Annotated in this window: 19 protein-coding genes; 12 read left to right on the forward strand and 7 right to left on the reverse strand. The window is 71.1% G+C overall.

Features of this window, described 5'->3' with window-relative positions; genetic code table 11:
- Positions 1 to 250: 250 nt before the first annotated feature.
- The gene (ald, locus tag ACQ0O7_RS41690) at positions 251 to 1,369 is read right to left on the reverse strand and encodes an alanine dehydrogenase (protein ID WP_430791399.1); all 1,119 of its coding nucleotides are present in this window, start codon (positions 1,367 to 1,369) and stop codon (positions 251 to 253) included.
- Between the two features lie 123 nt (positions 1,370 to 1,492).
- Between ald and ACQ0O7_RS41695 the strand changes: the two genes are divergently transcribed.
- The 3 genes from ACQ0O7_RS41695 to ACQ0O7_RS41705 all read left to right on the forward strand — a co-directional run bounded on the left by ACQ0O7_RS41695 (position 1,493) and on the right by ACQ0O7_RS41705 (position 3,625).
- Positions 1,493 to 1,960 carry an Lrp/AsnC family transcriptional regulator gene (locus ACQ0O7_RS41695; RefSeq protein WP_430791401.1) on the forward strand — a complete coding sequence of 156 codons (468 nt, stop codon included), beginning with the start codon at positions 1,493 to 1,495 and terminating at the stop codon, positions 1,958 to 1,960.
- An 85-nt stretch (positions 1,961 to 2,045) separates the two neighbouring features.
- A complete protein-coding gene (locus ACQ0O7_RS41700) occupies positions 2,046 to 2,345 on the forward strand; it encodes a hypothetical protein (RefSeq protein WP_430791403.1) in 300 nt (99 codons plus the stop codon).
- The gene (locus ACQ0O7_RS41705) at positions 2,345 to 3,625 is read left to right on the forward strand and encodes a TolB family protein (RefSeq protein WP_430791405.1); all 1,281 of its coding nucleotides are present in this window, start codon (positions 2,345 to 2,347) and stop codon (positions 3,623 to 3,625) included. The genes ACQ0O7_RS41700 and ACQ0O7_RS41705 overlap by 1 nt, the downstream gene beginning before the upstream one ends.
- Before the next feature lie 158 nt (positions 3,626 to 3,783).
- Here the strand turns inward: ACQ0O7_RS41705 and ACQ0O7_RS41710 are convergent, their stop codons facing one another.
- From ACQ0O7_RS41710 to ACQ0O7_RS41730, 5 genes are read right to left on the reverse strand one after another with little or no spacing between them, the layout of a single operon-like run.
- The gene (locus ACQ0O7_RS41710; RefSeq protein ID WP_430791407.1) at positions 3,784 to 4,395 is read right to left on the reverse strand and encodes a hypothetical protein; all 612 of its coding nucleotides are present in this window, start codon (positions 4,393 to 4,395) and stop codon (positions 3,784 to 3,786) included.
- Positions 4,392 to 5,228 (reverse strand): carbohydrate ABC transporter permease, encoded by an 837-nt coding sequence (locus tag ACQ0O7_RS41715; protein WP_430791409.1) that lies wholly within the window; start codon positions 5,226 to 5,228, stop codon positions 4,392 to 4,394. Before ACQ0O7_RS41715 ends, ACQ0O7_RS41710 begins: the two co-directional genes overlap by 4 nt.
- Positions 5,228 to 6,205, reverse strand: coding sequence for a carbohydrate ABC transporter permease (locus tag ACQ0O7_RS41720; RefSeq protein WP_430791411.1), 978 nt, complete (start codon positions 6,203 to 6,205; stop codon positions 5,228 to 5,230). Before ACQ0O7_RS41720 ends, ACQ0O7_RS41715 begins: the two co-directional genes overlap by 1 nt.
- A 5-nt stretch (positions 6,206 to 6,210) precedes the next feature.
- Positions 6,211 to 7,503 (reverse strand): ABC transporter substrate-binding protein, encoded by a 1,293-nt coding sequence (locus tag ACQ0O7_RS41725; RefSeq protein ID WP_430791413.1) that lies wholly within the window; start codon positions 7,501 to 7,503, stop codon positions 6,211 to 6,213.
- Positions 7,504 to 7,512: 9 nt separating this feature from the next.
- Positions 7,513 to 8,535: a LacI family DNA-binding transcriptional regulator gene (locus ACQ0O7_RS41730; protein WP_430791415.1), complete on the reverse strand. Its 1,023-nt coding sequence runs from the start codon at positions 8,533 to 8,535 to the stop codon at positions 7,513 to 7,515.
- A gap of 219 nt (positions 8,536 to 8,754) precedes the next feature.
- Between ACQ0O7_RS41730 and ACQ0O7_RS41735 the strand changes: the two genes are divergently transcribed.
- The 7 genes from ACQ0O7_RS41735 (at position 8,755) to ACQ0O7_RS41765 (ending at position 17,415) form a co-directional block, all read left to right on the forward strand.
- Positions 8,755 to 10,086 carry a Gfo/Idh/MocA family protein gene (locus ACQ0O7_RS41735; RefSeq protein WP_430791417.1) on the forward strand — a complete coding sequence of 444 codons (1,332 nt, stop codon included), beginning with the start codon at positions 8,755 to 8,757 and terminating at the stop codon, positions 10,084 to 10,086.
- On the forward strand, positions 10,083 to 11,504 hold the full coding sequence (gene uxaC, locus ACQ0O7_RS41740; RefSeq protein ID WP_430791419.1) for a glucuronate isomerase: 1,422 nt from the start codon (positions 10,083 to 10,085) through the stop codon (positions 11,502 to 11,504). The genes ACQ0O7_RS41735 and uxaC overlap by 4 nt, the downstream gene beginning before the upstream one ends.
- Positions 11,501 to 12,949 carry a mannitol dehydrogenase family protein gene (locus ACQ0O7_RS41745; RefSeq protein ID WP_430791421.1) on the forward strand — a complete coding sequence of 483 codons (1,449 nt, stop codon included), beginning with the start codon at positions 11,501 to 11,503 and terminating at the stop codon, positions 12,947 to 12,949. The genes uxaC and ACQ0O7_RS41745 overlap by 4 nt, the downstream gene beginning before the upstream one ends.
- Positions 12,946 to 14,040, forward strand: coding sequence for a Gfo/Idh/MocA family protein (locus ACQ0O7_RS41750; RefSeq protein WP_430791423.1), 1,095 nt, complete (start codon positions 12,946 to 12,948; stop codon positions 14,038 to 14,040). The genes ACQ0O7_RS41745 and ACQ0O7_RS41750 overlap by 4 nt, the downstream gene beginning before the upstream one ends.
- Before the next feature lie 12 nt (positions 14,041 to 14,052).
- The gene (locus ACQ0O7_RS41755; RefSeq protein ID WP_430791425.1) at positions 14,053 to 15,375 is read left to right on the forward strand and encodes a pectate lyase family protein; all 1,323 of its coding nucleotides are present in this window, start codon (positions 14,053 to 14,055) and stop codon (positions 15,373 to 15,375) included.
- A gap of 92 nt (positions 15,376 to 15,467) precedes the next feature.
- Positions 15,468 to 16,058 (forward strand): fascin domain-containing protein, encoded by a 591-nt coding sequence (locus ACQ0O7_RS41760; protein ID WP_430791427.1) that lies wholly within the window; start codon positions 15,468 to 15,470, stop codon positions 16,056 to 16,058.
- Between the two features lie 193 nt (positions 16,059 to 16,251).
- Positions 16,252 to 17,415 (forward strand): hypothetical protein, encoded by a 1,164-nt coding sequence (locus ACQ0O7_RS41765; RefSeq protein ID WP_430791429.1) that lies wholly within the window; start codon positions 16,252 to 16,254, stop codon positions 17,413 to 17,415.
- Between the two features lie 614 nt (positions 17,416 to 18,029).
- Here the strand turns inward: ACQ0O7_RS41765 and ACQ0O7_RS41770 are convergent.
- On the reverse strand, positions 18,030 to 18,692 hold the full coding sequence (locus tag ACQ0O7_RS41770; RefSeq protein ID WP_430791431.1) for a hypothetical protein: 663 nt from the start codon (positions 18,690 to 18,692) through the stop codon (positions 18,030 to 18,032).
- 241 nt (positions 18,693 to 18,933) lie between these two features.
- On the opposite strand from ACQ0O7_RS41770, the gene ACQ0O7_RS41775 reads away from it, so the two are divergent.
- Both ACQ0O7_RS41775 and ACQ0O7_RS41780 read left to right on the forward strand, forming a co-directional pair.
- Positions 18,934 to 19,362, forward strand: coding sequence for a hypothetical protein (locus ACQ0O7_RS41775; protein ID WP_430791433.1), 429 nt, complete (start codon positions 18,934 to 18,936; stop codon positions 19,360 to 19,362).
- Complete coding sequence (locus tag ACQ0O7_RS41780; protein WP_430791435.1) at positions 19,359 to 22,046, forward strand: MFS transporter; 2,688 nt, start codon at positions 19,359 to 19,361, stop codon at positions 22,044 to 22,046. The genes ACQ0O7_RS41775 and ACQ0O7_RS41780 overlap by 4 nt, the downstream gene beginning before the upstream one ends.
- Positions 22,047 to 22,155 lie beyond the last annotated feature (109 nt).

Genomic DNA, 22,155 nt, shown 5'->3' on the forward strand with positions numbered 1-22,155 from the left:
ACGCGGTGTGGGTTTGGGGTTTGTGTGCCGCGTTGCGGTGCGTTTCGGACCGCTGTGCGGCACGCGGTGTGGGTTTGGGGTTTGCGTGCCGCGCTGCGGTCCGCTCCGCGCCGCTACGCGGCACGCGGGTTGCGGGTTGTGGGTTGCGGGTTGCGTGGTGTGTTGTGGTTTGGATTGTGCTGTTGGTGGGCCGGAGAGGGCGCGCCCTCCGTCCGGTTCGGTGACGGAGGGCGCGCTGGGATGGGCCGGATCAGGCTGTCAGGATCGAGGCGATCTTCTCGGTGGGGAGACCGAGGGCCGTACCGACCAGGTCGTTGGTGAGATGTCCGCCGTGCACGTTCAGGCCGAGGGCCAGCGCCGGATCGGCCCGCAGCGCGTCGCGCCAGCCGAGGTCGGCCAGGCGCAGCGCGTACGGCAGGGTGACGTTCGTCAGCGCGTAGGTGGAGGTGTTCGGCACCGCGCCGGGCATGTTCGCCACGCAGTAGAAGACCGACTCGTGCACCCGGTACACCGGGTCCTCGTGGGTGGTCGGCCGGGAGTCCTCGAAGCAGCCGCCCTGGTCGATGGCGATGTCGACGAGCACCGAACCGGGTTTCATCCGCTTCACCAGATCGTTGCCGACCAGAGTGGGCGCCTTCGCGCCGGGGACCAGCACGGCGCCGATCACCATGTCGGCGGCGGTCACCGACTGTTCGATGGTGTACGCGTTCGACACCAGCGTCTTCACCCGCCCGCCGAACTGGGCGTCGATCTGCCGCAGCCGGGGCAGGCTCAGGTCGAGGACCGTCACGTCGGCGCCGAGCCCGAGGGCGATGGTGGCCGCGTTCACGCCGGAGACGCCGCCGCCGATGACGGTGATGTTCGCCGGGGCGACCCCGGGAACCCCGCCGGGCAGCACACCACGGCCGCCGCTGTTACGCATCAGGCTGTAGGCGCCGACCTGGGGTGCGAGCCGGCCGGCGACCTCGGACATCGGCGCGAGCAGGGGCAGGGATCCGTCGGCGAGCTGGACGGTCTCGTACGCGATGGCCGTGGTCCTGCTGTTGATCAGTGCCTTGGTGCCGTCGGCGTCGGCGGCCAGGTGCAGGTAGGTGAAGAGGATCTGGTCCTCGCGGAGGCGGTGGTACTCGGCGGCGATCGGCTCCTTGACCTTGAGGATCATGTCGGCGCTGCCCCACACGCTGTCCGCGTCGGGCAGGATGCGGGCGCCGGCCCGTGCGAAGTCGTCGTCGGTGATCGAGGATCCGGTCCCGGCGCCGCTCTGCACCGACACCTGATGACCGTGCCGGACCGCTTCGACCACGCCGGCCGGGGTGATGGCCACCCGGTATTCATGGTTCTTGACCTCTGCTGGCACGCCGATGTGCATGAGGACTCCTTCTGCCGGCTCCTGTCGTTAGGGTGAAACGATGTGCTGGACTCCGGCAACCCGAACGAAGAAGATTCTGTTCGTGACGGTGGTGGTGCATTTGCTTCCGGGGGACAGCGCGCGGTGACGGACGTACCGAAGGATGTTCGAGGTCTTGATCACATCGACCTGGAGCTGCTGAGCCTGTTGCGGGCGGACGGCCGGATGCCGAACAACGCGCTCGCCGACCGGGTCGGGATCGCCCCGTCCACCTGCCTGACCCGGATCCGCCGGCTGCGCGAGATCGGCGCGGTCCGCGGGTTCCACGCCGACGTCGACCCGGCCTGGGTCGGCCGCCCGATCCAGGCGATGATCGCGGTGCGGATCCGCCCGGACGCGCGTGAGGCCATCGGCCGGTTCGCCGAGTCGCTGGCCGGCATCCCCGCGGTCCGCGACGTGTATTTCGTCTCCGGATCCTACGACTTCCTGCTGCACGTGGCGTGCGCCGACGTCGACGACCTGCGCGCGGTGATCACCGAGCGGCTGAGCGGCACCGGCCTGATCGCCGGAACCGAGACCTACCTCATCTTCGAACACCGCCGGGGCGGCTAGGAACTGACAAGATCATCTATGCTGCGGACGTCATGAGCACGCGGAGACGGTTGCCGATCTGGCCGAGTGGACGGCGGTCGTCGCGATGGCGGCGTTCGTGCTGACCGGCCAGGACGCCGTCGAGGAGGCCCGGCTGATCGGGCTGGGCACCGGCTCGGTGCTGGTGGTGGGTGCGGGCATGCCGCTCGGTGCCGGCATCGAGTCGCTGGACGTCGCCGATCAGGTCCCGGCGTCCGGCGCGGTCCGGCCCGGTGACCCGCCGCTGATCACCATGGGCGTGCTGATGTCCGGTGGGCTCACGGTGACCGGGTCGTCGATCGCCGTCCTGCTCTGTCTTCTGTTGTGGTGGCCGGCCGCCGTGGTCCGGGGCCGGGAGGGGAACTGATGTCGCTGTCTCGCCGGGTGGTCCGGGTGACCGGGCTGGTCACCGTACTGACGGTGCTGCTGGCCTGTGGCCTGTTCGGTGGGATCGGGCCGGGCTGGAACCCGGTCGGCGGTGACAGTGCCCCGCCGGAGCAGGGCGCGGGTTCGGTGCCGGCCCGGGTGGGCGCGCCGGAGCCGTGGACCGCCGACGCCCTGGAGTCGCCGATCGGCTCGGCGTCGGTCCTCTACACCTCGAACACCTGGTTCCCGGACGAGTCGGGCTGGCTGGCCGGGCTGGTCGGCCGGTCCGACGACAGCTACCGGGTGGCCGAGTTGTACGGCCCGGCCGGGATGGGCACCGTGTTGTCCCCGGACGGCACCCGGCTGGCCGCCGAGGAGGGCATCGCCGACCTGGCCACCGGGCGGGTCACCGCGTATCAGGGCGTGACCGATGAGGATCACGAGGCCGGGGCGCAGGCGTGGTCACCGGACGGCCGGTCGGTGGCGGTGCTGGTCGGCGAGTGGACCAGCCACGGCGGGCCGGCTCCGGACGTACGGCTGCTGCTCGCCGACGCCGGGACCGGCGAGACCCGCGAGATCGCCCGGTTGCGCACCGTCGCCGCGCTGCCCGGGTGGACCGTGGCGTTCTCGCCGGACGGTTCGCGGCTGGCCTTCCAGAACGGCGCCGGGGTACGGGTGATCACGCTCGCCGACGGCACCGGTGTCGACGTGCCGCTCCCGGACGGGGCCCGGCTGGCGGGCAAGGGCGCGTGGTCACGGGACGGGCGGAACCTGCTGGTGGTGTCCGGTGCCCGGTGCGACTGCGGCGAGCATCCGGTGCGCTGGACGGTCACCGAGATCGCGGTGGACGGCGGCGCGCCGACCGGCCGGTCGTGGAGCCGGGACGGGGTGTACGCGCTGCGGGTGCTGGGCTGGTGGCCGTCCGGCGGGCCGGTGGCGGTGGAGTACACGCCTACCGAGTACGCCACTCCCACGCTGTTCCAGGATCCGGCCGGCCAGTACGACCTGACCAGCCAGAACATGATCCGGACGGCGAGCCTGGTCGATCTGGGCACGTCGACGGTGCTGCTGTCCGGCGACGACAGCGGGATCGCCGGGGACGTGGAGTCGCTGGACGTACCGGATCAGGTGCTGGCGTCCGGGGTGACGCGGCCCGGTGACCCGCCGCTGTTCGACCTGGACCTGATCACCGTCGTGGTGTCGGTAGTGATCGCGGCCGAGGTGATGGTGTTGCTGGCGTTCGCCGTCTCGTGGCTGCTGGGGCGGGTGAGGCGCCGGTAGGGCAGTGCGGCGAGGCGGGCCGCCGCGGGGGTGGTGGCGGGCGCCGGGGCGGTCGTGGCCCCGGCCGGTTGTCGATGCGGCGCACATGATCTCCGATGAGTCCGGTTCGGAGAGTGGTTTCCGAACCGGTCATCGAAGTTGCCTGATGGTGATCGGCATCACGCCGGCGTCAGCCGGTCGCTGATCACGTGCGCCGCGAACAGGTGGAAGCCGATCACCAGGGGCAGTGTGGCCGGCACCGACAGGGCCAGGAAGAACGCCAGCACCCCGGCCAGCGCGGGCGCCAGCGCCGACCAGGGCCGGCCGGTCGCCTGCCGCCAGGCCCAGCCGAGCCGGTCCCGCCACGGCGCCGCCGGGTCCCGGCCGGTGGCCACCAGGAACAGCGTGCCGGTCCCGGCCAGCCAGGTGACGGCCAGCCCGGTCAGCGCCAGCAGCGGCGGCCCGCCGGGCACCCAGCCGCGGCTCAGCGCCACCAGATCGACCAGCAGCAGCGCGGCCACCAGCGCGAACGGCGCCCCCGGCAGCACCGCCCGGCCGTACTGCCGCAGCAGCGGCCGGAACCGGGGCAGCCGCCCGGTCCGGTAGCGGTGCCGGACCGCGGTGGAGCCGGCCGCCAGCGCCGCCGGCAGGGTCAGCAGCGGCAGCCCGGCCGCCGTCACCACCACCCCGATCAGGGCCAGGTCGGTGCCGAGGGCGAACCGGTCCCGCCAGTCCGGCCGGCGGTCCGGCTCCTCGTCGACCGGCCATTCCAGGGTCACCGGACGGGTCATCCCTTCAGGCCCGACGTGTTGATGCCCTCCACCAGCATCCGCTGGAAGGCCACGAAGAACAGGAAGACCGGGGCCAGCGACAGCACCGACATGGCGAACATCGGGCCCCACGACGACTGGCCACTGGAGTCGATGAACAGGGTCAGCGCCACCGGTGCGGTGTACTTCTCCAGGTCGGACAGGTAGACCAGCTGCCGGAAGAAGTCGTTCCAGGTCCAGATGAACGAGAAGATCGCGGTGGAGACCAGGGCCGGGCGCGACAGCGGCAGGATCACGTGCCGGAACACGCCGTACGGGGTGCAGCCGTCGATGGTGGCCGCCTCGTCGAGTTCCCGGGGCACCCCCCGCATGAACTGGACCATCAGGAAGACGAAGAACGCCTCGGTGGCCAGCAGTTGCGGGACGATCAGCGGAGCGTACGGCCAGTCGCCGCCGACCCAGCCGAACGTCTTGAACATCACGAACTGCGGCACGATCAGCACGTGCCCGGGCAGCAGCAGGGTGCCGATCATCAGGGCGAACCAGAAGCCGCGCAGCTTGAACCGCAGACGGGCGAAGGCGTACGCGGCCAGCAGGCAGGACACGCAGTTCGCGACCACGGTCAGCCCGGCGACCATCGCGCTGTTGAGGAAGAACCGCCCGAAGCTGACGTCGAAGTTGCTCCATCCCGCGGTGTAGTTGCCGGGTGTCCACTCGTTCGGGAGGATCGACATGTTGTTCAGGACCTCGGACTGGGCCTTGAACGAGCTGCCGAACATCCACACCAGCGGGTAGAGCACCAGCGCGGTGAGCAGGACCAGGGTGAGCGGCCGGGCCAGGCGCCGCAGGGTCATCAGTCGTCTCCGTCCGAGTAGTGCACCCAGAACTTGCCGGTCTTGAAGACGACGGCGGTGACCAGGCCGATCGCTAGCAGGAACACCCAGGCCATCGCCGAGGCGTAGCCCATCTGGTACTCGTTCCAGCCCTTGATGTAGAGGTGCAGGGTGTACATGAGGGTCGAGTCCACCGGGCCGCCGGTGCCGTTGCTGAGCACGAACGCCGAGGTGAAGCCCTGGAAGCCGTTGATCGTCTCGAGGACCAGGTTGAAGAAGATCACCGGGGACAGCATCGGCAGGGTGATGCTGAGGAACTTGCGCACCGGGCTGGCCCCGTCCACCGAGGCCGCCTCGTACAACTCGGTCGGCACCTGCTTCAGGCCGGCCAGGAAGATCACCATCGGGGCACCGAACTGCCAGACGGCCAGCAGGATCAGCGTGCCGAGCGCGTAGTCCGGGTCGTTGACCCAGGCCGCGCCCTCGATGCCGAACCAGGCCAGGAACGAGTTGACCGCGCCGTCCCGGTTGAACATGCTGACCCACACGATGGCCAGCGCCACGCTGCCGCCCAGCAGCGACGGCAGGTAGAACAGGCCGCGGAACAGCCCGGCGCCGGTGAACGCCCGGTTCAGCAGCACCGCCACACCGAGCGCGGCGGCCAGCTTGAGCGGCGTCGCCACCAGCGCGAACGTCAGGGTGGTCTGGACCGCGTGCCAGAACGACGGGTCCTCGGTGAACATCCTGCGGTAGTTGTCCAGCCCCACCCACCGCATCGACTCCCAGTCCGAGAGCACGTCGTAGTCGGTGAAGCTGAGGTAGAGCGACATCAGCATCGGGACGGCCGTGATGGTCAGCAGTCCCAGCAGCCAGGGGGAGAGGAAGACGTAGCCGGCGAGTCCCTCCGCCTTGTACCGCGCGGGCCGGCCCCGCCGCTGGGAAGCGGCGGGACCGGTCGACGGCGCGGTCGGCGAGGGCCGGGCCGTGGTGGTGGCCATCGGACTCACTTCTTGATCGCGGCCTGGGCGGCAGTGAAGAACGTCTCGGCGGCCTGTGCCGGGGTGGCCCGGCCGTACTGGGCCTCCTCGGCCGCCTTGATCAGTTCGGAGCGGACGGTGCTGTGGCCGGCCGGCGGCACGGTGGGCGCCGGGCCGAAGTTCTTCGCCAGCTCGCCGACCACCTCGATGGTCTGCTTCATCGACGGGTTGTCGGTGGAGGCGGCGACGGCGGCCCGGATGTCGGTGTTGGACGGCAGGCCCCGGTCGGTGCCCAGGATCTTGCCCACCTCCGGGTCGTTGGCCAGGAAGTTGAGCACGTCGGCGGCGATGTCCTTGTGCTCGCTGCCGCGGAACACCGAGAAGTACATCGAGGCGCGCGGCCACTGCTTGGAGGCGTCACCCGGGTACGCGATCACCGCGAGCTGGTCCTTGGTGTTCTTCTGCAGCTCGGGCATCTGGTTGGCCCACACCCAGGAGGTGAGCGCCTTGCCGGTGACCACCAGCTGCTTGCTGACGTCGGTGGCGTTGCCCTCGTGGATCACGTCCGCGGTCGGGGTGGCCTTGGCGTCCCGGGCGCCCTTCCACAGCTCGAACCAGGCCTGCACGTCGGCCTGGGTGAAGCCGAGCTCGGAGCCGTTGTACATCTCCTTGCCGGTCTGCCGCAGCCACACCCAGAACGCCTTGTAGTCGGCGCTCGGGTCCATCGTGCCGGGCACCCCGGTCTTGGCCGCCGCGTCCTTGGCCCAGGTGATGTGCTCCTCCCAGCTCTGCCCGGTGGTGGGCAGCTCGACCTTGGCGGCCTCCAGCTTGGTCTTGTTGTAGACCAGGCCCTGGGTGTTCTCGCCGAACGGCAGGCCGGCCAGCTTGCCGTCCACGGTGCCGTAGGTGAGCAGGCCCTCCGGGAACTTCGAGGTGTCGAGCTTCCCGGACTTCTGGTACTCGGCCAGGTCGAGGGTGACGTTGCGGGTGGCGTACTCGGCCAGGTAGTTGTCGTCGATCTGGAAGATGTCCGGGGCGTCACCGCCGGCGGTCAGGGTGGCCAGCTTGTCGAAGTAGCCCTGGTTGGCCTGCCACGTCTTCTTGAACTTGACGTTCGGGTGCTTGGCCTCGTAGAGCGCCAGAGCCTGCTCGGTGAGCTGGGCGCGAGCCTCCGCGCCCCACCAGAAGAAGCTCAGTTCGGTCTTGCCGTCGCCACTGGACTCCTCGCCACCGCAGCCACCGAGGGCCAGGGGGAGGGCGAGCATGCCGGCGACGAGGCCGCTGAGCAGGCGGCGCCGGGGGAATCGGGATGCGGTCATGGGGGTTCGTCACTCCTTGACGGTTGCGGCAACCTCAGCGTCGATCGCTACGGCCGGGGCGTACGGCCCCGGGCCGGTGGAGTTGCGAATGATCAAGTCGGTCCGGAGGGTGACCTGACCGGTCGTCCCGCCGTCGTGCTGCAGCAGCATGTCGACGGCGGTCCGGCCGGCGGCCACGGTCGGGTTGGCCACGGTGGTCAGCCGTGGCCGGACCAGCCCGCTGTACGCGATGTCGTCGAAGCCGACGACACTCACCTGCCCCGGCACCTCGACCCCGCGGTCCTGCAACGCCTGGAGCAGGCCGATCGCCATCAGGTCGTTGTAGGCGAGCACCGCGGTGGCGCCGGTGGCGAGCACGGCCTCGGCGGCCGCGGCGCCGGTCTCCTCGACCGGCTGGTTCGGGCCGAGGACGGTCAGGTCCGCGCCGGCCGTGCGGGCGGTGGCCCCGGCGGCCCGGCGGATCTCCCGGTTGGTCCACGAGCCCCGCGGCCCGGCCAGGTAGACCAGGTCGCGGTGGCCCAGGGAGAGCAGGTGCCGGACAGCCTCCCGGGCGCCGTGCCCCACATCCATCACCACCGCCGGCAGCCCGGTGATCAGGCGGTTGACCACGACCAGCGGCACCTCGCGGCGCAGCTGTTCTATCTGGTCGTCGCCCATCCGGGGACTGCACAGCAGGATCCCGTCGACCTGCTTGGCCAGTGCCTGCACCAGGTCGGACTCGACGATCGGATCCTCGTCGGTGTCGGCGACGAAGACGTGGTAGTCCCGCCGCCGGGCGTGGGTCTCGGCCGCCTTGATCAGAGGCGGGAAGAACGGATTGGCGATATCGGCCACGATCAGGCCGATGTTGTGAGTGCGTCCGGTGATCAGTGCCCGGGCCGCCCGGTTCGGGCGGTACCCGAGCTGCTCCGCGGTGGCCAGCACCCGGGAACGGGTCTCGGAGTTGACCAGATGCGGTGCGGAGAACGTGCGCGACACCGTGGAGATGTGCACGCCGGACGCTCGGGCGACGTCCCGGATCGTCACAGCCACGGTGTCCTCCTTGACAGCGACCCGGAGTGTGACCCGGGTCTCTCGATGACGCTCATTAATGCAAACGGTTGCGGTCGTGTCAACGCCTCTCTATGTCGTTGCTGTTGCCTGATGATCACGTAGTGCTGTCAAACGTGGACAAAATAGAGTCACGCATTGACTTTGGTCGCGGTCCCGTCGCTAATCTGTTGCAAACGTTTGCCGACAGGAGGCGACGGCATGACCCTGTCCACCCGCCGCCGGTACGCCCTCGTGGGCGCCGGCTCACGGGCCGGGATGTTCCTGCGGGCGATCACCGGCGACCACGCGGACGTGGCCGAACTGGTCGCCATGGCGGACACCAACCCGGCCCGCCCGGCGGTCCACAACGAGCGCCTCGCTCGCCTCGGCGTGCCGCCGGTCCCGGTCTACGACGCGGCCGACTTCACCGAGATGCTGAAACGCGAACGCGTCGACGTGGTGCTGGTCGCGACCGTGGACCGCTACCACGACCACTACGTGGCCGCCGCCCTGGACGCCGGCTGCGACGCGATCACCGAGAAGCCGATGACCGTGGACGCGGCCGGCTGCCGGCGGATCCTGGACGCCCAGCGCCGCACCGGCCGTGACGTCCGGGTCACCTTCAACTACCGCTACAACCCGCTGCACGAGGCGGTCAAACGGGTCATCGCGTCCGGCGAGATCGGCGAGATCGGCTCGGTCCACTTCGAATGGCTGCTCGACGTCCGGCACGGCGCCGACTACTTCCGCCGCTGGCACCGGGACAAGGAGAACTCCGGCGGCCTGCTGGTACACAAGGCCGGCCACCACTTCGACCTGGTCAACTGGTGGCTCGACGACAGCCCCGCGCAGGTCTTCGCGGCCGGCCGGCTGTTCTTCTACGGCGACCAGGGCCGGCGTCACGGCTACGCCCGCGACTACGACCGGGCGCACGGGGCGGCCGGCGCCGAGGGCGACCCGTTCGCGCTGCGGATGGCCGACGAACCGGCGATGAAGGAGCTCTACCTCGACGCCGAGAACCACGACGGCTACCACCGCGACCGCAACGTCTTCGCCCCCGGCGTGACCATCGAGGACGACATGGCGGTCCTGGTCCGCTACACCGGCGGCGCGTCGATGAGCTACCACCTCACCGCGTACGCCCCGTGGGAGGGCTACCGGGTGATGTTCAACGGCAGCCGCGGCCGCCTCGAACTCGAGGTGGTGGAGAGCGACCACGTGGCGCCCGCCGCCGCGGCCGGCGTCAAAGGCGAACCGGGCGCCGAGTCGACCGCCGAGCAGGGCTTCAAACGACTGCTGGTCCGGCCGTTCTGGGCCCCGCCCCGGGAGATCACCGTGGACGGGCTCTCCCGGCAGGGCCACGGCGGCGCCGACGTCCGGATGCTCGCCGACCTGATCCGCCCGGACCCGCCCGAGGACCCGCTCGGGCGGACCGCGAACGCCGTGGACGGCGCCCGCGCCCTGCTCACCGGCCTGGCAGCCAACGAGTCACTGCTTCGGGGCGAAGCCGTTCACGTGCACGAACTCCTAGATCTCGAGGACAACAGGTGACCGACGAGAACCATCTCCTGCCCGCCGAGCCGATCCAGCGACAGATCGCCCGCGAGTTGTACGCGTACGCGAAGGATCTGCCGTTGATCAGTCCGCACGGGCACGTCGACCCGGTGCTGCTCGCCGACGACGTGCCGTTCCCCGACCCGGCCCGGCTGTTCGTGGTGCCCGACCACTACGTCACCCGGATGCTGGCCAGCCAGGGCATCCCGCCGGCCCGCCTCGGGGTGCCCAGCGTGGACGGCTCCGAGGTGGAGACCGAGGGCCGGGCCGTCTGGCGGCTGCTCGCCGCGAACTGGAGACTCTTCCGGGGCACCCCCTCCCGGCTGTGGACCGAGAAGGTGCTCGCCGACGTCTTCGGCATCACGGCGCGGCTGGGCGCCGACACCGCCGACGAGATCTACGACGAGCTGTCCGCTCGCCTGGCCGAACCGGAATACCGGCCGCGTGCCCTGTTCACCCGGTTCAACATCGAGGTGCTGGCCACCACCGAGAGCCCGCTCGACGAACTGCACGCACACGCCAAACTGGCCGCCGACGGCTGGGGCGGACCCGGCGGCCGGGTGATCACCACCTTCCGGCCGGACAATCTGGTCGACCCGGAATGGCCGGGCTGGGCCGAACGGGTCGCCGAGCTGGGCGCGCTCACCGGGCTGGACGTCGGCACCTACAGCGGATTCCTGGCCGCGCTGCGCAGCCGCCGCCAAGCCTTCATCGAAGCCGGCGCGACCTGCTCCGACCACGGCCACCTGACCGCGAACACCCTGGTCCTGACCGACGCCGAGGCGGCCGTGCTCTACCGCAAGGCGCTCGGCGGCGGCGCGGACCCGGCCGACGCCGAGGCGTTCCGCGGGCACATGCTCACCGAGTTCGCCCGGATGTCGCTGGACGACGGCCTGGTCATGCAACTGCACCCCGGCTCGGTGCGCAACCACAACACCGCGCTGTACGAGCGGCACGGGCGCGACACCGGCGGCGACATCCCGTCGGCCACCGACTACGTGCACGCGCTGCGCCCGCTGCTCGACGCGCACGGCACCGACCCGCGGCTGCGGATCGTCCTCTACACCCTGGACGAGACCGCGTTCAGCCGGGAACTCGCCCCGCTCGCCGGCGGCTACCCGTCGCTCTACCTGGGCGCCCCCTGGTGGTTCCTGGACAGCCCGAACGCGCTGCGCCGGTTCCGCGAGTCGGTCACCGAGACGGCCGGCTTCTACAACACCTCCGGCTTCGTCGACGACACCCGCGCCTTCTGCTCCATCCCGGCCCGGCACGACGTGGCCCGCCGGGTCGACGCCGGCTACCTCGCCAAACTCGTCTCCGAGGGCACCCTGCCCTTGGACGAGGCCGCCGAGACCATCGCCGACCTGGCCTACCACCTGCCCAAACGGGTCTTCCGGCTGGACCGGGCGGCATGAACCTCGGCCGCGCCACCCTCGACTCCCTCAAACCCGGCGACCGGCCCGCCGTCACCCCCGGCTCGGCCCGTCCCGGCATCGTCCACCTCGGGCTCGGCGCCTTCCACCGGGCCCACCAGGCCGTCTACACCGAGGCCGCGGTCGCCGCGTCCGGCGGGGACTGGGGGATCATCGGGGTGGCGCCCCGCTCCCGGACGATCCTCGACCGGCTCCGCGCCCAGGACGGGCTGTACAGCGTGCTGACCGTGGACGGCACCGGCGACCGGGCCCGCGCGGTCGGCATCCTCGGCGGATTCGGGCACGCGGCCGGCGACCCGCACGGGGTGGTCGCCGCGATCGCCGACCCCGGCATCCGGATCGTGTCGATGACCGTCACCGAGAAGGCCTACCGGCTCGACCCCGCCGGACGGCTGCTGCTCGACGACGCGTTACGCGCCCAGCTCACCGGGCAGGCGCCGCCGACGACCGTACCGGCAATCCTGGCTCGTGGGATCCTCCGGCGGCACGCCGCCGGTGCCGGGCCGCTCACCGTGCTCTGCTGCGACAACCTGCAAGGTAACGGCCCGCGCATCCGCGGCCTCGTCGAACAGGCGCTCGAAGTGGCCGGCGGATCCCTGCCGGACGGGGTGGCGTTCCCGGCCACCATGGTCGACCGGATCGTGCCGGCCACCAGCGAGGAGCACATCCGGCGTACGGCCGTCGCGCTCGGCGCCCACGACGCGGTCCCGGTGGTGGCCGAACCGTTCATGCAGTGGGTGATGCAGGACGACTTCCCCGGCGGGCGCCCGGACTGGACCGCCGCCGGCGCGATCATGACCGACGACGTCACGTCCTGGGAGAAGCTGAAACTGCGGACCCTCAACGCGGTCCACTCGGCCGGCGCCTACCTGGGCGCCCTGGCCGGCCGGGAACTGATCGCCGACTCCCTGGAGATCCCCGGGATGACCGGTCTGCTGCGCCGGTTCATCGCCGACGACATCGCACCCACCGTCCAGCCCCCACCGGGCGTCACCGTCATCGGGTACGGCGAGACCTGCCTGGAACGGTTCGCCAACCGCGAACTCGGGCACCGCAACCTGCAGGTCGCCATGGACGGCTCGCAGAAACTCCCGCACCGGCTGCTCGGCACCGTCACCGACCGTCGGCACGCCGGAGCACTGCCCGGCTGGGCCGCCCTCGTCCTGGCCGGCTGGATGCGCTTCGCCCGCGGAACCGCCGACTCCGGCGCCGAACTCCCGCTCGACGACCCCCTCGCCGACCGGATCCGGGCCGCCCTCGCCGCCGCCCCGGACACCCCCGCCGGCGTGGTCGGCGCACTGCTCGCCCTGGACCAGATCTTCCCCGCCGACCTGGCCGGCGACACCGAACTGCGGCGCGAACTCACCCGCTGGTACGGCGAACTCGACCGGCACGGCGTCGAGGCGACCATCCGGAACCTGGCATGAGCACCCGGGTCGCACTCATCGGCGTCGGCGGGCACGGACTGTGGCACCGTCGCCGGCTGCAGCAACTGTGGGACGCCGGCCGGATCAACGTGGTCGGCCTCTGCGACCGGCGACCCGTCGAACCACACCCGGACGCGCCCCTCGACGGAGTGCCGTTCTTCACCGACCACGGCGACATGCTCGCCACCACCTGGCCCGACGTGGTCGTGGTCTGCACCCCGCCGCACACCCACCTCGCCCTCGCCCTCGACGTCTTCGCGGCCGGCGCCGACCTGCTGCTGGAGAAACCACCGGTGATGTCGGCGGCCGAACACGAACGGCTGTCCGCCGCGGTCACCGCCGGCAACCGGGTGCTCCAGGTCGGATTCCAGGCACTCGGCTCGGCCGCCCTCGCCGACCTGTGCGTGGCCGCGCCGATCGGCGACGTCGGAGTGTCCGGGGCCTGGTGGCGGCCGGACACCTACTACCAGCGGGCGCCGTGGGCCGGACGGCGCTTCGTCGACGGGCGGCCGGTCCTGGACGGGGCTCTGGTCAACCCGTTCGCGCACGCGCTGATGCAGGCCCTCGTGGTCGCCGACGCCGGGCGGGACTTCCGGACCGCGCGGATCGAACTGGAACGCTACCGGACCCGGGACATCGAGACCGACGACACCACGTTCCTGCGGCTCACCGGAGTGGACGGGCGGCGGATCACGATCGGGGTCACCCTCGCCTCCCGGGTGTTCATCGCCGGGGAGATCCAGGTCGGGGACGCCGTACTGGAATACCCGACCGACCGGCTGCGGCTCCCGGGAGAGAGCGAGTTCACCCACGTACCGGGACGGGCCGGGCTCCTGGAGAACCTGATCGAACACCGCGACGACCCCAAAGTGCCGCTGCTCGCGCCGCTGGACCGGACCGCCGGATTCACCGAGGTCGTCGAGGCCGTCGTGCACGGGCCGGAACCGGTGCGGATCCCCGCCACGCACCTGGAACCACACCCGGACGGCGGGGGACTGGTCGTGCCCGGCATCGACGAACTCATCCGGGACGTGGCCCGCAGTGGGCGGTTGCCGTCCGAACTGGGCGTGCCCTGGGCCGTACCGCAATAGATAAGGAGAACCGTGCGTACCGCTCGTCCTGTCCTGACCGCGACCCTCGGCCTCGTCCTCGCCGCCGGTGTCGCCTCCGTCCCCGCCTCCGCCGCCGCACCCCCGGTGCCGGCCGCGGCCCGCGCCGTCCTGCCCGCCAACGACGGCTGGGCGGCCGCCACCACCGGGACCACCGGTGGTTCGGCCGCCGACGACGCCCACGTCTTCGTCGTCCGCAACCGGGCCGAACTCGCCGCCGCACTGGCCGGCGGCACCGACCCCACCCCGCGGATCGTGCTGATCAAAGGCACCATCCGGGCCAACGAGGACGACGCGGGCAATCCACTGACCTGCGCCGACTACGCCGACCCGGAATACAGCCTGGACGCCTACCTGGCCGCCTACGACCCGGCGGTCTGGGGCCGGGCCACCCGGCCGACCGGCCCGCTGGAGGACGCCCGGGTCCGCTCGCAGCGCAACCAGGCGGCCCGGGTACAGCTCAAGGTCGGCGCCAACACCACCATCCACGGCCTGCCCAACGCCCGCCTGATCGGCGCCAACCTGCTCATCCAGAACGTCGACAACGTGATCGTGCGCGACGTGCGCTTCGAGGACGCCGCCGACTGCTTCCCGGCCTGGGACCCGACCGACGGCTCGGCCGGCAACTGGAACTCCAACTACGACCTGGTCACACTCACCGGGGCCACCCACGTGTGGGCCGACCACAACACCTTCAGCGACGGCGACAACATCGACGCGAACCAGCCGCTGTACTTCGGGCGGCCCTACCAGGTGCACGACGGGGCCCTCGACATCATCCGGGCCTCCGACTACGTCACGGTCTCCTGGAACGTCTTCCAGGAACACGACAAGACGATGCTCATCGGATCCACCAACACGGTCGGAGCCGACGTCGGAAAACTGCGCGTCACCCTGCACCACAACCGTTTCGCCAATGTCGGGCAACGGGTTCCGCGCGTCCGATTCGGTCAGGTCGACGTCTACAACAATCTCTATTACCAGACCGATGAGGACACCTATGCGTACTCGTGGGGCGTCGGCGTCTACTCGGCCATTCACGCCGAGAACAACTTCCTGCTCCGCAGCGCCGATCTGGCCCTCGAGGACTTCGTGTACGACTGGGGCGGCACCGCGATCACCGAGATCGGCACCCTGACCCGGGTCGGCACCGGGCCGGTCCGGGCGGTCAGCCTGGTCGGGGCGTACAACGCCACCCATGATCCGGACCTCGGCACCGACGCCGGATGGACACCGGTGCTGCGGGCCGGGCCGGTCACCCCGACCGCACAGGTACCTGCCCTGGTCACCAGGGGAGCCGGTGCCGGACGCCGGTGATCGCCCATCCCGGCCCGTTTTCCCGGCGGGCCGGGATCCCGGCGACTACGCTTGCCACCATTCCCGGCTAATCATTTCCGGAGTGGTTTTCCATGCGCATCGCCGCTTTCCTCGCCATCAATGTCTCGATCGCCGGCCTCGTCGTGCTGCCGGCCCCGGCCGCCGCCGTTCTCACGCCACCCGGCTCCGGATCCGCCGCCCTGGAACGAATGCGCGGACAGGTCGCCGCCGAGACCGGGGCCGCCGACGTGCCCTGCTGGCGCAACATCACCATCAGATCGTCGGCGAACGGCCGGTACGTCTCCGCCGAGATCGGCTGGGAAGGCGCCCTGCACGGCGCGCTGCGAGCCCGCGCCGCCACCCCCGGCAAATGGGAGAAGTTCATCGTCTGCCGCGACCCGGACACCGGCGTCACCAACCTCAAAGCGCAGGCAAACGACAACTACGTCTCCGCCGAACTCGACTACGCCGGCGCCCGCTACGGCATGCTGCGCGCCCAGGCCGCCAAAGTCGAAGGCTGGGAACGGTATTACTCCAACAGTGCGCCCGGCGGGCAGTTCTCCTTCTACGCCCGGGACACCCGCCGCTGGGTGGCCGCGGAGTCCACCTTCACCGGAGTCCTCTACGGGGTGCTGCGGGCGCGCGCCACCAGCGTGAGTGCGGAGGAGACTTTCGCCTGGTGACGTCGTCTGAAGAGTGGATTAAAGGCACAGCCCCCCGAACTTTAAGTTTTCCTTTAGTTCGAACTCGGGTGATCCGGCGCTGGGAGCGTTCCCGTATGGACCGATCGAGAAGGTGGTCCAAGAGGAAGGCACACACATGAAGCGCTACCGGAGCCCCCGGGACAACGCAGGAACCAACCTCCGGCGCTGGCGTGTGGCCGGTGTAGCGGGCGTCGCGGTCGCCATCGTCGGCGCGGGACTCGGCGTCGCAGCCGCCGCCGACAACGCCGTCCCCACCGTCAACTGCCCCACCGTCGCCGACAAACTCGGCGCCGTCCCGGCCCAGGCGCAAGCCGAGATCGCCCGCAACCTGCAACTGCTCAACACGCAGATCCAGGAAGCCAACGCCCGGATCGTCAACACCCAGGGGCAGGGCGGCGCCAACTTCATCCAGAACGCCATCCTCGGCCCGCTCAAGGACAAGCGCTTCGCCACCATCAACCGGATGGAGACGGCCATCGGCCGGACCATCGCCAAACCCGACCTGAACGCCGAAGGCCTCTCCACCTGCACGCTCAACACCAACGGTGGCGGCAACGCCGCACCCGAGCCGTCCCAGGTGCCCGAAGCGTCGGTGTCCTCCGGAGCCGCCGGAGCCGCCGGCGTGCCGACCGTCGCCTGCCCCGACGTCGTCATCAACGTCGCCATCCCGGCCCAGGCCGCCGCCGAGATCGACCGCAACCTGGCCCTGCTGCAGACCCAGATCAACGAGGCCAACGCCCGGATCGTCAACACCCAGGGCCAAGGCGGCGCCAACTTCATCCAGAACGCCATCCTCGGCCCGCTGGAGGACAAGCGCTTCGCCACCATCAACCGGATGGAGACGGCCATCGGCCGCAACGCCGCCAAGCCCGACCTCAACGCTGAAGGCCTGGCCCCCTGCGGCCTGAACGAGGCCGGCGCCGGAGCCGGCGGCAACGACGGCGGCGCGGCCGAGGAGCCGACCGCGGCCCCCACCACCGCCCCCGCCGGCAACGGCAACAACGGCGGCGGCAACAACAACGCCGGCGGCGTCAACGACGGCACCGGCACCGTCAACTGCCCCGACGTGGTCATCAACGTGGCCATCCCGGCGCAGGCGCAGGCCGAGATCGACCGCAACCTGGCCCTGCTGCAGACCCAGATCAACGAGGCCAACGCCCGGATCGCCGGTTCCGCCGGCCAGGGCGGCGCCAACTTCATCCAGAACGCCATCCTCGGCCCACTGGAGGACAAGCGCTTCGCCACCATCAACCGGATGGAGACGGCGATCGGCCGCAACGCCGCCAAGCCCGACCTGAACGCTGAGGGCCTGGCCCCCTGCTCCCTGAACTCCTGATCCACTCCCTGATCCACTGAACCCTGACCCGGCCCGGCTGTCCCAACAGCCGGGCCGCGTCGCGTCTCCGAGGTTCCCGCCGCTCTGCGTTCCCGAGGCGGGCCGCTGGGGCTTCAGACGTCCGGCACTGCACCCCGGCGGCGTCACACACACGCCAGACGGTGAGCGCATGCCGGGCCCCGGACACCGGCGCGAGCACCCGATCCGCCAGCGTGGGCACCCGCCCCGAGCCCAGCGGACATCGGACCGCGGACATCGGATCTCGGACATCGGATCTCGGACATCGGATCTCGGATCTCGGATCTCGGATCTCGATCAAGGATTCCGCTGCTCTGGAGGGCGCGACCACGGTTCAACGGCGGATCAGACGCGGTTTTCACGACGTCTCCGCTGTTGATCGGTCCTCCTGAATTGACCGTCAGGAGCTTCGACGGCGGAGGCCACACAGGAATTCCAGCCCTGACACACGCCACTGTGACCCCGTCTCGCACCCGCCCCGGCCCCGATCGTTCCGGCCCGATCACCTCGGCCCTGGTCACGCCCGTCTTGACCTCGGCCGGCCCTGGTCACGCCCGCCTTGACCTCGGCCGGCTCTGCTACGCCCGGCCCTTGCCTCAGCCGGTCCTGGTCACGCCCGCCCTGGCCTCGGCCGGCTCTGCCACGCCCGTCCCGGCCTCGTCCGGCCCGAACAGGCTGTCGTCCTCCGCGGTGAGCAGGCCGTTCAGGCCTGAGGTGGCCGCCTCCTGGGCGCGGGCGTCCAAGGCCTCACGCTCCACGTTCTGCGCCTCCTCGACCAGCACCTCGGCCGCCACCGACGCCACGTGCGACTGCTCGCGCACCTGCACCGCCTCGGCGACCGCGTTCTCGTAGGCGCGCAGCGCCGCCTGAACGCTGCCGTCGTCGATCTCCACGGCCGCCGGCCCGGCCGCCGACCAGATGCCGTTGAGCTGCTCGACGCTCAGCTCGCCCCGCCGGTAGGCGGCCAGCGCCGCCCGCTGGACCAGCAGATGCGTCTCGTCCGCGGTGGCGACCCGCGCCTCCCAGCGTGCCTCCAGGAACCGGTCCTCGGCCCGGTCCCGCTCACCGGCGGCCTGCGCGGCCCGATGCCACGCCTCGTCGGCGGCCCGCACCGCCCGCCCGGCCGCAGCCCGGACGGCCCCGGCCTCGACCAGCATCTCGTCCGTCTCACCCGGCACCGGCCGTGGCCGCTGCCAGGCGGCGACCACCGCGACACAGAGCAGGACCACCACGACGACGGCGGCCGCTCCGGCAATCATCGTCCAGACCATCGATAACGGCTCCTCCCCGGTTGGACCCCTCCACCATGCCATCGCACCGAAACCCCCGAGCCCTCGGCCCGGTCCCGCCGGTCGATGTCCCGATCGCTCAGTGATAGCAGGATCGGATAGCCTCATGCGCCACCTGTGGATAGCCGTTCCGCCTGTGGACAGCTCGTCCGATCCGTAACACCGGCGTGGTAGAAATCCCGCCGACGAATCGATCAGGGAGGCACCCGCGTTGCCAGGGAGCACAGACACGATCGCCGATGCCGACGGCGGGGGAGTCCGCGCCGGCAGCAGCGTGGTCGTCTACCTGCCGGTGAGTGTGCGCTCCCGGCTGCGTGAGCTGGCCGCGGCCACCGGCCGGTCGCACACCCAGCTGGTCTTCGACGCCCTCAACGCGACACACGCCCGGCTCGTCGACCTGCTCTCGAGCGGCCGGCACGGACCCTCCGACGGCATCTTCCTGGCCCAGCGTTCCGGCCGCCGCCGGCACCGGGAGACCCGCGTCCAGGTCTCGATCCGGCCACATCCGGCGAACCTCGCCGTCATCGACGAATTGGCGGCCCGGCACACCACCGGCAACCGTTCGGCACTGATCTCCACGGCGCTGGACGAGTTCCTCCCCGCCGGCGCACCGGCAGTTCTGAAAGGCGTGGCACCGTGAAGCAGCTGAACGACCTGATCGCGGACTTCTGGCGGGACTATTCCGCGCTGGTCCTGCTGGCCGCCGGCCTGCTCGGCGTGGTGCTGCTGATCGCCCTCGGCGTCTGGGCCAAACGGTCGAAGAAACCGCTGCGCCCGATCGCACTGGCCTTCAGCATGAACCTGGCGCTGCTGCTCAACGCCGAGGGCATGTGGGTCATCGCGATCGACCAGCTGAAACTGCCGGCGATCTTCGCGGTGCTGGTCTTCGCGGTCTTCGAGATCTGCTTCCTGACCGCGACGTCACTGGCCGCCGAGCAGTACCGTCGCACTTCCGTCTACGCACCGGACGGGACGGTCGTCACCCCCGGCCATCCCGGCCCGATGCTGTGGATCGCGGCGCTCATCGCCGGCCTGTCCGGCATCATCGTCGCCAGCAACGCGGTCACCTTCACGGAGAAACTGCTCCGTCTCGCCGTACCGTGCATGATCTTCCTGATGTGGTGGGCGGCCCTGACCGCCGCCGGGCAGCGGGTGCGCCGCGGACGGTTCGCCTACAGCCCGCGCCGCCTCGCCGAGCGCTGGGGTCTGCTCATTCCCGACGACGACCCCGATCTGGTACGCATGGCGGCCGATCGCCAGACCCGCCGCATGGTCGTCAACTACCACCGCGTCAGCGCCGGCCGTTTCCCGAAGTCGTGGTGGCGCAACCGCCTCCTCAAGGACGCCCGCACCGCCGGTGAGCCGGTCGTCGAGGACGTCATCGAGCAGCTCGCCCGGATCCAGCGGGTGATGGACCTGCTGGTGCCCGGAGCGGTCCGCCTGAGCGTGCCCTCCCGCCCGGAGTCGCTGCGCGCCGCCGCCGATCCGCTCACCGCGGGTCAGCCCGTCGCCGCCGGTGGGGCCGTCGCCGCCGGCCAAGCGGTCACCACGGGTTACCCCGGCGCTGTGGACCAGACGGTTTCCGCCAGCCGGCCGGGTGCCTCTGGTCAGGCGGTCACCGCTGGTCAGCCGGTCGCGGCGCCGTCCCCGCAATCAGCCCTGGCCGCCGCCACCGAGCCGGTTCCGGCCGGCTCGCAGGCGCAGGCCGTGCAGTTCGTCGAGCCGGTGCGTTTCATGCAGCCGTCCGAGCCGCAGACCGACACGACCCTCCCTGTGGTACGTGTTTCGCAGAGCCCCGCGCCGACCGCCCCGGATACCGCCTTCGCCGGTGCGGCCGTTGCCCCGGGCGCTTCCACCGACGGGTTCGTCCCAGCGGCCGTCAACGGCCAGGCCCCCTCGGCCGTCAACGGCCAGATCCCAGTGGCCGCATCGTCGGTGCCCGGCCAGGTTCCGTCAGCTGACGCCGCCCAGGCCCAGTCGACCGCTACCGGCCCGGTTCCGGCTGGTGGGTCGCTGCCGACGGGTGCCGCCGGGCAGGGTTCGATGACCACCGGTCAGGATCACGCCAACGGTTCCGGTCCGATTCCCGCCGCCGCCCAGGGCGGCAGTGCGTCCACAGGTCTCGTTTCCGGAGCCGCCGCAACGTCCGTCACCGGCGACGGATACGCCGTTCCGGGCCGGACCGGTTCGGCTGACAACGGCCCGGCCTCTGCGTTCGGCAACGTCCCGGGGCTCTCGCCCGGCAACGGCCCGGCGCTCCTGCCCGGTAACGACCCGGCATCGTTGCCCGGTGACGCCCCGGTGTCCTCGTTCGGCAACGGTCCGGCCTCCGCGTCCGGTGCGGGTTCTGCCTCGGCGGGCGCGACCGGTTTCGCACCCGCTCCCGGGCAGGGATCCGCCCCGCGTTCCGCTGGTGGACCTGCCGGGCAGGCGGCCGACGGGTTCGTGGGCGCGGGTGACTTCGCGCCCACCGGTTCTGGAGTCTCCGGCTCCGGTGGGCCCGTCGCGGCCGTACCGATGCAGCGGTCCGGGGACGGTCTGACGGTTCCCGTTCCGGCGGCGTCGGGGCCCGCACCGGCGCAGCCGGCCATCCCGGCCTGGGCCTCGACCGGCACCGGCGCCCGACCAGCGGTGAGCATCGCCGGTTCGCCCTGGTGGCGGCTCGCCGTCGACCGGCTGAGCAAGATGGTCGCCCAGGAGATCACCCCCGAGGACCTGCCGGAGATGAACTATCTGCGGATCAACGAGCTGGCCCGCCGGCTCGCGCCCCGGGTGTCCGAGCTGGGCGAGGGCGTGGTCCGGACCTTCATCGGGGAGTATGTGCGGGAGCTGGACGGCGAGCACGTCGAGTCGGCGTACCCGTGGCGGGACTTCCTGCCCGCCCCGGCCGCGGCCAAGCCCGGTTCGGAGGCGTGGTTCTCCGCCCTCACCGACTTGCGTACCGCGCTGGAGGAGGAACTCGGCGAGGGCCAGCCGATGGACCCCGACGAGTTGTCCGGGATACTCGCCCCGAGCGCCCCGCGACTCGACGAGCGCACGGTCCGTGCCTTCATCGGCGACTATGTCCTCGCACTGAGCGGCATGTCTGCGGCGGGCGCCGGCCAGCCGTGGGCCGAGCTGATGCCCCGCCCGCAGTCGGCCCGCCCGGCCAGCGACGAGGAACTCCTCGAGATGCACGGCGCCGAACTGTTCGAGCACCTGCGCAGCACCGGCAAGCTGAGCCGGTACAAGGTGCAGGCGGTGACCGGTATCAAGAGCCGGGTCCAGGCCGACCGGATCAAGGTGACCATCGAGGAACGCGCCGCCGAGACCGCCACCGCCTGACCCGCCGGGCCGCCGCCCGCCGCTTCACGACCGACTGCCACATCCGACTGCCCGGACCACTTCAGGTCCGGGCAGTCGTGCTTTCGCCGCACAGCTGCCCGGTATCCCG

Origin of the sequence: Actinoplanes sp. G11-F43 (assembly GCF_050589265.1) — a bacterium.
Taxonomy (GTDB): Bacteria; Actinomycetota; Actinomycetes; order Mycobacteriales; family Micromonosporaceae; genus Actinoplanes.